An 11,248-nucleotide genomic window follows, 5' to 3' on the forward strand; every position below is an offset into this window, starting at 1 on the left:
CCTCGTATTTTACAGCTGGGATAACTTGGTTTTTTATTATACACAAAATAAGCATAAAATTACCCTGGCATTTTTAGGGATTACTTTTGCCGAGGTTTAATCTACTACTGGCTCTACACTTATATTTTACAGCTGAGACAACCTTAGTTGTAGAATTCAAGAGTCAGAATTCAGTAATTAGAATATTAAAAAATTAAACTCCAAGTTTACCTCACTTCATCGGAAATCATCCTCCAAACCCATATAAATTCTGACTTATGGCTCAGAGGTTGTTTGAAAAGTGGTTGGCTGTGATTGATTTCAAGCACTTATTGATCCCCCTAGCCCCCCTTAAAAAGTAGGGCTGATTCATTCTATTTAAAACAGGATTTGTCAAGATGGTTAGCAAGAAAATTGTAAGTAAGCATGACCAAGAGACGAACATTTAAGCACTGAAATATCAGTAAAATAGTTGGTTTCATCGTTACGCCAGTAACAAAATAACTAATTTTTAATTGCTAGAACCCTTGATTTTTAAAGCTCTTTGGGGAATGAATCAGCCCTGCCTTAAAAAGAGGGAAACCGGAGTAAAAGTCCCCCAATTTATCGGGGAATTTAGGGGGATCTAAACATTTTGCTACTGAGAAGAGGACTTTTCAAACATCCTTTCAGGAGTTGCTAAATTTTTAGACTTTGTTTTGTTTTTAGATACAAAATCAACATAAAATTACTTTGGCATTAACAGGGAGGACTTTTGCTTAGGTTTAATCTGCCCCTAACTTTGGCTTAAGTTTCATCGATTACTTAATATATACATTTGGATCAAAATGTCAATAAAAGATGTGGGAGAACCCAAACGCATAGGAATTCTTACGAGTGGAGGTGATTGTTCTGGCTTAAATGCTGTGATTAGGGCTGTAGTAAATTGTGCTGTAAATACTTACGGCTGGGAGGTTTTAGGAATTCGTCAAGCGACTTTAGGATTAATGGCGCGTCCGCCACAATTCACCAAGCTGGAAGTCGATCGAGTTGACTCGTTGTTAACTGCGGGTGGCACAATGTTGGGGACAACCAATAAAGGCGACCCTTTTGCCTTTCCAATGGCGGATGGAAGTTTATGCGATCGCTCCGAAGAAATTATTGCAGGTTATCATCAACTAGGTTTAGACGCTTTGATTGGTATCGGCGGTGATGGTAGCTTGGCAATTTTGCGTCGCCTCGCCCAACAAGGTAGTATTAATTTAGTAGGTATTCCCAAAACCATTGATAACGATATTGGCGTTACCGAACACGCCATTGGTTTTGATACAGCAGTAAATATTGCCACAGAAGCATTAGACCGATTACATTTTACCGCTGCAAGTCATAGCCGAGTCATGATTTTGGAAGTAATGGGGCGTGATGCCGGACACATAGCAATAGCTGCGGGAATTGCGGGGGGAGCGAATGTAATTTTAATTCCCGAAATTCCCTACACAGTTGAGCATATTTGCCACAAAATCAAAGAACGCCAAGATAAAGGCAAAAACTATTGTTTGATTATTGTTTCTGAAGCGGTTCGTACCCACGATGGGGAAAATGTGACGATTACAAATCGCTTAGGTCAATCTCGATACGGTGGAATTGGTGAATATTTAGCAGATAAAATTATTGAGCAGATTGGTGTAGAAACGCGAGTCACAGTTTTAGGACACATTCAACGGGGTGGAACTGCTTCACCACTGGATAGATTAGTTGCAACAGCCTTTGGCGTAGCAGCAGTTAATCTAATTGCAGAAGCTAAATACGACCGCATGGTGACATGGCAAAATCGCCAAGTATTAAGTGTACCAATTACAGAAGCGATCGCTCAATATAGCGCTGTCAATCCCAATGGTACTTTAGTTAAAACTGCTCGTGGTATGAGTATTTATTTGGGAGACTAAATTCAGTGTTGAGTAACGAGTTGAGAGTTGGGAGTTACAAAACTCCCAACTCTCAACTCCTAACTAACAATTCCCAATACAAATTCCCCTTCATTTACAGCTTGATTGGTTGCGACATCATAAACCAATCCATCATGTTGAGCGCAGACATCAATTACACTAGGTAGCTGACCTTCTTTATTAAAACTGAGAATTTGATACAGTTTTTCTCCAGCTTTTACTTTAGTACCTAATTCTATTCTGGATTGAATCATGCCACCTGCGATCGCATAATATTTTTTCCTGTTGCTGTTAGATGCAAAAGTCATCTCATGGTTTTTTGTGTCAGATGATAAATCAGCTCTTTGCAGTACACCTTTTTGTGCTAAATAACTTTTCACACCCCGTACACCTTTAGCAACTGAATCAGGGTTTATTTGCATTCCTGTTCCTAATTCCAGTGTCCAAGCTTCCACATCAAACTTGACTTCTCTACCCAACTCTTTAAAACAAGCTTCCAGTGCTAACCAAGGTTTGATAAAAGCTTCATCAAAAGCATCACCATCATATTTATCAAGTAAAATTCCGAAATCAAACCCGAAGTCTTTCGCACTGTCTTCTCGATTTCGGAAGTAATAAAGGTAGTCTAAAGCTTCATTTGTAGAACTATGTAAATCAATTAAGTAGTCTGCATCTAAACTCAGATTTTGTAGTTTATAGCCAAAAAGCTCAGTATATGGCACTGCACTAGGAGAATTAATTTTTTCTAAAATTTTCGCAAATCGTTGCTTAATTATAGTTAAATAATTTTGTCGAATGACCTTTAGATCACTATGAAGTTGAGATTTAGTAAAAGCTACTAAATCATCAGCTTCTTTCTCGTAGTCCCAAAATATGCGATTCCAGTCTTTAGCTTCGTAAATGCAGTAACGTCCAGGAGAAAAATGATGAGCGCGTTCATTCGTTCCCATTGGATTACAAACGGGAAGCAGCCAAATTTCTCCAGTTAAATCTGTATCATTTATTGTTAATAAAAACTCAATTAGCTGATGAATAACGGCATTGCCAGCGATTTCAGCACCGTGCAGATTAGATTGAATGTAAACCTTTTTACCAGGTTGAGCGCCGATGAATTTGTATAGTTGTAAGTAAAGGCGATCGCCTGAAGCCATTTGACGTAATACAATGCTTTCAATAACTGGCAGCATGAAATAACTCGGTAATGATTTGAGTAAATTATCGCTGTATCTGTACTGAATTAAAAGCCTAGTCCAATAAAATTTGCTGATTTCATTTGCGTAATCAGCTAACCTCTGCGTGAATGACTAGGATAAGGTAGCATCACATTAACTAGTGTTGGCAGTAGCTATGGCGCAGAATTGGTTGCGGATTACGCATCAAGACGACAAAATCCAGCTTTCTTGGCAACGCGGATATGAAAGTCCTCGCTTTGCGTCAGAAGTCGTCTTCCAGCAACCCTTCGATGAAAAAAATGCGGCTGAGTTGCGCTGGTATTTAGAAGATTATCTGAGCTTTCCTTACGGTATTTTTCCAGATAACGCTGTAAAAATTGAACAAAAATTACAGCATTGGGGACAACAGCTATTTGAGCTAGTATTTCGCAGCACAGAGAAAGGAAGAGAGTTTTTTCAAGAAGCGACACGGGAAGGGCTAGATAACTGTGAACTGGGCATCATTTCTGATAACGCCAATGTGCTGAATTTACCTTGGGAGTTGCTGTATTCCCCCGATTATCAATTTCTTGCACCTTCACTGGCGGGAATGTATCGCAGTCTCAGCAGTCAGGGCGTAAAAGCACCATTGCCAGCAATGCCCGATGACCAACTGAATATTTTACTAGTTATTGCGCGTCCTTACGATCAGCAAGACGTTGGGTTTAAAACCATTGCCCGTCCCCTGCTGGCGGCGCTGCAACCGATACGTCAGCGAGTCAATCTTAAGGTATTGCGTCCCCCTAGCTTGAAAGCATTTGAAGCAGAACTGCAAGCGAATAAGGGTTTTTATCATATCGTCCATTTTGATGGACATGGGAATTTTGACAGCGAGACTCAGGGAGTTTTAGTTTTTGAGGATGAACAGGGAAATGAGCAAGCTGTCAGTGCTAGGGAAATTGCCCAATATTTAACAGATTGTCGCGTACCTATTTTTGTGCTGAATGCTTGCAAGTCTGGACAAGTAGGCGAAGAAGCTTTTTCTTCTGTGGCGGGACAGTTGGTGAAATTGGGGGCTAAGGGCGTGGTAGCGATGGCATACACGATTAAAGCCAAAGGTGCAGAACACTTTATTGGGCGGTTGTATGGGGAATTAGTCAGGGGAGAGTGTATCGCCACAGCAGTTGCAGCAGGGCGTAAGTCCATGTCTATTGACAAAATGCGCCCCAGTGCCAAAGGAAATTTACCTTTACAAGATTGGCTTGTGCCGGTGTTGTATCAGCAGGAACCCTACACGCCTTTTGTTCCTAAAAAGACAGCACCCAGTTTTGCCGATTTGATGACGCAAACAGACAACACCCCAGAAAGCAGCAAAGCTGTAGGTTTACCTGATGAAAGCGCCTATGGTTTTATTGGGCGAGATTATGAGATTTTGCGTTTAGAGAGAGCATTTCGGCAAAATCATCTGGTTTTGGTGCAGGGAATGGGCGGCGTTGGTAAAACTGAGTTAGCCGCAGGTTTCGCCCGGTGGTTAAATGACACTCAAGGACGTACAGGCGGTATGTTCTTCACCTCCTTTGAACAGGGTGCGGGGTTGAGTCAGGTAATTAACCAAATTGGTAGGGCGTTAGGAGGTGAGAGATTTTCCCAAATGATGCCAGATAAGCAAGAGGATGTAGTGCGGCAATATCTGCAAACTAATCCTTGCTTGTTGATTTGGGATAACTTTGAACCTGTCAACGGTTTCCCTACGGGGAATGAACCATTATTGAGTGGGGAAGAAAGAAACAAGCTGAAGCGGTTTCTTAAAGAATTGCGGGGTGGTAATTCTTGGGTATTAATTACCAGTCGCCGCGAAGAACCTTGGTTAGATTGTGGGTATAGTTTAATCAATTTGCAGGGGTTGTCTCAAGCGGATGCCCAAGAGTTAGCCGCAAAGATTTTGCAAACAGTGGGCGTGGAGAGAAAGAACCTACCAGCAGAGTATTTGGAATTGTTGGAATTGTTGGGGGGACATCCTTTGTCTTTGCGGGTGGTGTTGCCGCATTTAAAAATGCAGACACCTATGCAATTAATTGAGGCGCTGCGGCGGGGGTTGGATACTTTTAGGGGACAAGAGGAAGAAAGGAGAGAAAAATCTCTTACTGTGTCGTTGGATTATTCTTTTGCTAAGTTATCGGAACGAACGCGTCAGCATTTACCATTTTTGGCGTTGTTTTCGGAACGGGTTGATGCAGATTGGCTGCATAGTTTTTCAGAAAGTCCTGATGATAGCGATGGACAAGCTTATCGGGCGGTGTTTGGGGAGAACTTGCAAAAACCAGATTGGTTGCAGATTCTCAATGAAGCCGCAGCCGCAGGTATTGTGGAAGATTTGGGTGAGAGTATCTACAAAATTCACCCAGCACTACCTTGGTATTTGCGCCAGCAGTTAAAAACAATTACTTCCCAGGAGGTGATTAACGAACTCGAAAAAAAGTTGCTGATTTTCTACGCTTATTTGGCTGACAACTACCATGAGAAACTTATCAGCAACGCTGAACTGGCAACTTTTGTGCTGCGGGTGGAAGAACCAAATCTGTTGCAAAATCTACGCCTTGCTGAACAGCAGCAGGAATGGGCTTATGCACAATTGATTCTGCAAGCCTTGGGACAAGTGTATGAGCGCATAGGACGCAAACCCGAATTTAAGTCACTGCGACAACGGGCGCTGAAGTATATTGGTATTCACTTGGCAGATGCCAAAGCAAAGGGAGAAGATGCTTTTATATTCTGGACGTATTTGCGGGGTCAAGATGCAAATGAAGAATTCGATAGTGGTGAGCTAGATAGAGCAACTGCTATTAGACAAGAAATTCTGGATGAATTAGCAGATTTCAATGAGCCGTATGTAGAGCGAAAGATTGCTATTCAGTATCACGAACTTGCTATGATAGCCCAAAAGAAAAGAGATTTTTTAAAAGCAATAGAGTTATACAATCATGCTCTAAAAATAGTAGAGAATACTGAAGATCGACAAAATATTGCTATCATATATCACAATTTAGGCATCATAGCTCAAGAACAAGGAAATTTAGATAATGCTAGTAATTACCATAAACAAGCGTCCTATATATATGAAAATGTTGGTGATTTGTATACTGCTTCCAGTGATTACTATGAACTGGGTTTGATTGCGCTTGTAAAACGAAACTTTCAAGAGGCGACTAACTATTTAAATCAGGCTCTAAAAATAAGACTAGACTTCGGTGATTTATACAAATCTGCTAACGTATATTATAGTTTAGGTATTGTGGCATCTAATCAAGGTGATTTTAATGAGGCAATTATTTATTATCAAAAAGCCCTTAAAATTCGAGAGGATGCTAACGATTTTTCTGGTGTAGCTGATGTTTGCAACCAAATTGGCATTGTTTTATATTTGCAACAAGAATTTGACGACGCAATTGCATACTACGAAAAAGCCATCAAAATTTACAGTAGTTTGAATAATCCTTATCAGGCTGGCAATTCATATAACAATCTCGGTAAAGTATACCAAGCAACACAAGACTTTCAAAACGCCGCAGAATGCTATCAAGTAGCTTATGAAATTTATAGCAATTTTCAAGATTGGCGTAAGGCTTCAGCAACATTGGGGCAATGGGGAAGGGTTTTAGAAGCTCAAGAAAATTATGCTCAGGCTTTGCAAATTTACATTAGTACTTTAGCCATTGACCTAGAGCATAATGAAGAGTGGCTTGGTTCAGATATCAATGATTTAGCCCGTATGCTCCAACAGTTAGGCGAAAGTCAGTTTCAAGCCATTTGGCGCAAAGCGAAGGGTGAAGAGTGCGCTGGAGAGGTGCGTGAGGCAATTTGGACAGCGCAAGGTAGGCTAGAAACAGAGTTGTAGGGTGCAGTCCAAAATTTATTGCCAACGTCAAACCATTCATAAGTTTTATTTAAGCATTGCTTGCGATCGCACAGATCGCACTACCCTAAAGAGCGATCGCATAAGCTTTTGTCAAAAAGTTGTAATGTTAAGGCTTAATGTCGTAACTTTAAGCCTTAATCTCGTAACCTTAAGCCTTAATCTCGTAACCTTAAGCCTTAATGTCATAACCTTAAGCCTTAATCTCGTAACCTTAAGCCTTAATGTCGTAACCTTAAGGCTTAATCTTGTAATATTGGTGACGACAGGACATTCACTTATAACTGCGATCGTTGATTCAGGTACTATTTTGCAGCCAGTTCCATCCTTGGAAACTTTTACTGAGTCACAGCCAGAGAAGCCGAAAAGACAAACAAAAATCAAAGCTTTGCAAGGCTGGTTTGAAAAAACACAACCCACGCCTTCTGATTTTGACCCAGATCAAGCCAGATGGAAAGCTTTAAAGGAGAAACATAATCTGTGAAATTGCCTGAAATATTATTTAATTATATATAGATGAGGAAAAGCAATATGCAAGCCTACAAGCTCAACGCCACAATTGATGAATCAGGTCATTTAATTATTGACGAACCTCTAAATATTGCTCCTGGAAAAGTGGAAGTGATTATTTTACAGCCAGTTCCATCCTTGGAAACTCCTACTGAGTCACAGCCAGAAAAGCCGAGAAGAAAGTCTAAAGTCAAAGCATTTGAAGGTTTATTTGAAAATGCCCCACCGACACCACCAGACTTTGACCCAGACCAAGCCAGATGGGAAGCTTTAAAGGAGAAACATAATCTGTGAAATTTTCTGAAATATTATTTAATTATATATAGATGAGGAAAACCAATATGCAAGCCTATAAGCTCAACGCCACAATTGATGAATCCGGTAATTTAATTATTCACGAACCTCTAAATATTGCTCCAGGAATGGTAGAAGTGATTATTTTGCAACCAGTTCCATCTTTGGAAAGTTCTAGAGAAAATCAAACTCAGTCCCAGCCTGAAAAGCAAAAAAGAATAGTGGAATGCTCTATACCCATTTTGAAAGAGTGGTTGGAAAGTACAGAGCCGACTCCTTCAGATTTTAACCCTGAGCAAGCCAAATGGGAATATTTGAGGGAGAAACATAATTTGTGAGAGTTTTATTAGACACTAATATAATTTTGGATTTTGCTCTTGAACGCCATCCCTTTTACAGCAATACTATACAAGTATTCTCATTTATTTATCAAAAACAAATAGAAGGTTATCTTTCTGCTTCTACTTTTAGTGACCTCTACTACATCATTCGGAAAGATAAAGGTCGAGCATCTGCTCTATCCCTTTTAAATAGAATTGTAACCTTCTGTCAAGTCGCAACAGTAGACAGTACCACAATCAATATGGCATTAACTGCTAACTTTAGAGATTTTGAAGACGCTATTCAATACAGCAGTGCAGTACTCAATCACTTAGATGCTATCATTACTCGCAATCCTAGAGATTTTCCAGTTGCTACTCCCAGAATTATCACACCTGAAGAGTTGATTCAGGAACTAACAAATATTCCATAAATAATTAAGTCAAATATATATGAATGCCCAATTAACCCCTGTCGAAATCCAAGAATTTCAGCAACTTCTGGCAAACGACACCCCAGCGCAACAAGCGCTTACTACCCTACAGCACCACAACGGGAATCTAGAAGCTAGTTTTGATGCACTCTGGCAAGAGAAAGTCGGCACAACAGATTATAGTATAGGCAAAAAATCTATTTTGCAACTCACCCTCGATGAAATTCGCGCGGAAATCTGTGGTGATGATGGTTTACGGGGCAAAATCAAAGAATACACTAATAACCCTGGTAGTTCTTCTTTGTTTAACAGTATCATTGGCTCCCTGGTTGCCGTTGCAGCAGTGCATGGAATTCCGATTGATGGTGCGATCGCAACAATTGTCGTGTTATATATTTTGAAAATTGGAATAAATGTTTTATGCAAATATACTGAGCCAGATAGTGAAGGAAAGCAAGGGAAAAATAATAACTCCTAACTCTTGTACAGACGCGATTAATCGCGTCTCTCTCAAAACGCGATTAATCGCGTCTCTCCCAACTTCCTCATGTCCCCGGTAAATTTCGCAACCGCTCATCCAAATGACTATGGTCTGCCAAAACTTTTAATAACGGCCCATGTGAGGTAAATTCTACAATACTGACCGAAGCAACAGGGCATCCCAAACGAAAACGGAAGCGTCCCACATCAATCCCTAGTAAACTACACAGAATAATTCTGATAGTTGCCTTGTGGGAAACAACTAAAACATTGCCACTACTGTAATTTTGCTTGATTTCTTCAATTACCTGCAAAGCGCGAGAAGCAATTGTAACCCCCATTTCTCCACCATTTGGGGCATTCCAAGCCGGATCTGCTGACCAGCGAATATAATCATCGTGATATTTATGGCTAATTACTTCTGGGGTTTTCCCTTCCCACAAGCCATAGTTAATTTCTTTCAAACCACCTCTAAGTTGTGGTTCTATCCCTATGGATATACATAAAGGTTTTGCTGTCTCCACAGTTCGCCGCATTGGACTACAAAATATTGCTGTCCAATCCATAGAACTATATGTATCTGCAAAAGCCTTTGCCATTTCCAAGCCTTCTGGAGTAAGTTCTGAGTCTATGGAACCACAAAAGGAATTATTGCGGCTACATTCTGTCTGTCCGTGACGAAGGAAGTAAAGAGTTAGGCTCACGGTATATTCTCATCAATTGTAAATTTAAGAGCGCTAATAATCAGATGTAGCTGAAGATAGTTAATGCCCGTGCTATAGTACTACAATTTCATGATATTTGGAATAATCTTCAGATTGGGCAAAGTTAATGTAACTAGGCTTATGTTGAACATTACGCTACTTTGCTAACATCATCAACAGTCATACAGTTGGGGTTATGTATAGAAAGTCCCAACTATTGGTCTAGATGCTTATCATTATAAATTTTAAAAGAATAATTTTAAATCTGCTCGAACTAATGAATTGCTATATATCTAAATTTTAAAATGTCTTGAGAATTGTAGAGACGTGATTAATTACGTCTCTACAAAAATTTTGCCAATCAAGCTGATCCTCTACTGTCTAACCCTTACTCAGGACATATTATAAGAGTTTAGCTTGGTTCTCAAACAATCCACATTTTTTTGCAAAAATGGAATCCACCCCATTTCTATTCCTAGAGTTTCTGCAAAAAAATCATGAATTACTAGTCAATGTTTTTCTTGACATTATCTTTTACGTCTTCAATTCCGTGACGTACTTCACTCTCAGCTTGCTTTGCTTTACCTTCGGCTTTATCTTCTGGATCTCCAGTAACATTTCCTAATGCTTCTTGGGCTTTACCCTCAACATTTTTAGCAGCAGCCTTTGCGCGATCTTCTATGCTCATTTTGATACTCCTGATTAAATTAGAAATTAATTTCAAAGCTATAAACTAACTTTGAAACTCTTTGTTATGACCTTTACATAGTAACTTAACGTTTTTGCTAAAGCCTTCCACCACAAGGTAGATTCAATAATTCTGAATTCGTAATTGGTAATTGTAATTAAGAAAGTTAGTTTTAGTAAGCGTTCTGGCTGTTGGTTGAATATAAAATAAAGTGAGAATAGTTTAGTTACCTATGCTAAAAGACATAGAACAAATGTCACAGATGGTAATTTCTACTTTTTAAATAAAAAAACCCAGTTTCGTATAGAAAATGGGTTAATAAAGTTATGGGGGTGTTTTTTGTTTAATCTAGAAAACCCATCAGGCTTTCAGAATTGTCAACCTCATTTGATGCTATCGGACGGTTCCCAAATGTTGAATAGCTTTCATCAATTACCAATAAACTTGAGCCAATTGGACGAATCCCAGAGAGATTCATACTTTCAACAACTTGGAATGTATTAGCACCAATTGGACGAATACCCATTGAGTTATAGGTTTCAACTACTTCCAAGCTACTGGTGCTAACAGGACGCACCCCAGCAATTGAGAGGTGTTCAGCAACTTCTAAGTCGCTAGCGCCTATGGGACGAATTCCAGAAATGGCGAGTGTTCCAGAAGCTCCAACTGGCAGTTCATTTACTTCCTCGACTTTATCAGCATTCAAGCTCTGGTCTTGTTGATTTTCAACTTCCTCTCTGGTTTCCCCTTGAGACTTGGCATACTTTTGCCGAGAACTGGTTGCTTTGCCAGCGTTGCTAATAGTCATAAACGAAAACCTCTGGTTTGTTAATTGAATTTTACAATAATT

Annotated in this window: 11 protein-coding genes; 7 read left to right on the top strand and 4 right to left on the bottom strand. The window is 39.7% G+C overall.

The features are described from left to right. Nucleotides 1-821: 821 nt before the first annotated feature. A complete protein-coding gene (locus V7K60_RS34145) occupies nucleotides 822-1,904 on the top strand; it encodes an ATP-dependent 6-phosphofructokinase (RefSeq protein WP_334932732.1) in 1,083 nt (360 codons plus the stop codon). A gap of 59 nt (nucleotides 1,905-1,963) precedes the next feature. Here the strand turns inward: V7K60_RS34145 and V7K60_RS34150 are convergent, their stop codons facing one another. Further along, a complete protein-coding gene (locus tag V7K60_RS34150) occupies nucleotides 1,964-3,091 on the bottom strand; it encodes a succinylglutamate desuccinylase/aspartoacylase family protein (protein WP_334932564.1) in 1,128 nt (375 codons plus the stop codon). Nucleotides 3,092-3,251: 160 nt separating this feature from the next. Between V7K60_RS34150 and V7K60_RS34155 the strand changes: the two genes are divergently transcribed. The 6 genes from V7K60_RS34155 to V7K60_RS34180 are packed head-to-tail and all read left to right on the top strand — an operon-like array spanning nucleotide 3,252 to nucleotide 9,004. Beyond that, nucleotides 3,252-6,950, top strand: a complete 3,699-nt coding sequence (locus V7K60_RS34155; protein ID WP_334932566.1) for a tetratricopeptide repeat protein — start codon at nucleotides 3,252-3,254, stop codon at nucleotides 6,948-6,950. Nucleotide 6,951: 1 nt separating this feature from the next. Then, nucleotides 6,952-7,452 carry a hypothetical protein gene (locus V7K60_RS34160; protein WP_334932568.1) on the top strand — a complete coding sequence of 167 codons (501 nt, stop codon included), beginning with the start codon at nucleotides 6,952-6,954 and terminating at the stop codon, nucleotides 7,450-7,452. A gap of 47 nt (nucleotides 7,453-7,499) precedes the next feature. After that, nucleotides 7,500-7,772 carry a hypothetical protein gene (locus V7K60_RS34165; RefSeq protein WP_323233453.1) on the top strand — a complete coding sequence of 91 codons (273 nt, stop codon included), beginning with the start codon at nucleotides 7,500-7,502 and terminating at the stop codon, nucleotides 7,770-7,772. Between the two features lie 47 nt (nucleotides 7,773-7,819). Further along, nucleotides 7,820-8,110 (top strand): hypothetical protein, encoded by a 291-nt coding sequence (locus V7K60_RS34170; RefSeq protein ID WP_334932575.1) that lies wholly within the window; start codon nucleotides 7,820-7,822, stop codon nucleotides 8,108-8,110. Continuing rightward, nucleotides 8,107-8,526, top strand: a complete 420-nt coding sequence (locus tag V7K60_RS34175; protein ID WP_334932577.1) for a type II toxin-antitoxin system VapC family toxin — start codon at nucleotides 8,107-8,109, stop codon at nucleotides 8,524-8,526. The genes V7K60_RS34170 and V7K60_RS34175 overlap by 4 nt, the downstream gene beginning before the upstream one ends. A gap of 19 nt (nucleotides 8,527-8,545) precedes the next feature. Beyond that, nucleotides 8,546-9,004, top strand: a complete 459-nt coding sequence (locus tag V7K60_RS34180) for a hypothetical protein (protein ID WP_334932579.1) — start codon at nucleotides 8,546-8,548, stop codon at nucleotides 9,002-9,004. Between the two features lie 67 nt (nucleotides 9,005-9,071). On the opposite strand, the gene V7K60_RS34185 is transcribed toward V7K60_RS34180, so the two are convergent. The 3 genes from V7K60_RS34185 to V7K60_RS34195 form a co-directional block, all read right to left on the bottom strand. Further along, nucleotides 9,072-9,710, bottom strand: coding sequence for a histidine phosphatase family protein (locus V7K60_RS34185; protein ID WP_334932581.1), 639 nt, complete (start codon nucleotides 9,708-9,710; stop codon nucleotides 9,072-9,074). A 505-nt stretch (nucleotides 9,711-10,215) separates the two neighbouring features. Continuing rightward, on the bottom strand, nucleotides 10,216-10,398 hold the full coding sequence (locus tag V7K60_RS34190; protein WP_100900626.1) for a CsbD family protein: 183 nt from the start codon (nucleotides 10,396-10,398) through the stop codon (nucleotides 10,216-10,218). 343 nt (nucleotides 10,399-10,741) lie between these two features. Further along, entirely contained in the window at nucleotides 10,742-11,206 is a 465-nt protein-coding gene (locus V7K60_RS34195; RefSeq protein WP_334932583.1) for a hypothetical protein, read from the bottom strand. Nucleotides 11,207-11,248: the final 42 nt, after the last annotated feature.

It is taken from the genome of Nostoc sp. (assembly GCF_036917555.1).
Lineage (GTDB): Bacteria > Cyanobacteriota > Cyanobacteriia > Cyanobacteriales > Nostocaceae > Nostoc.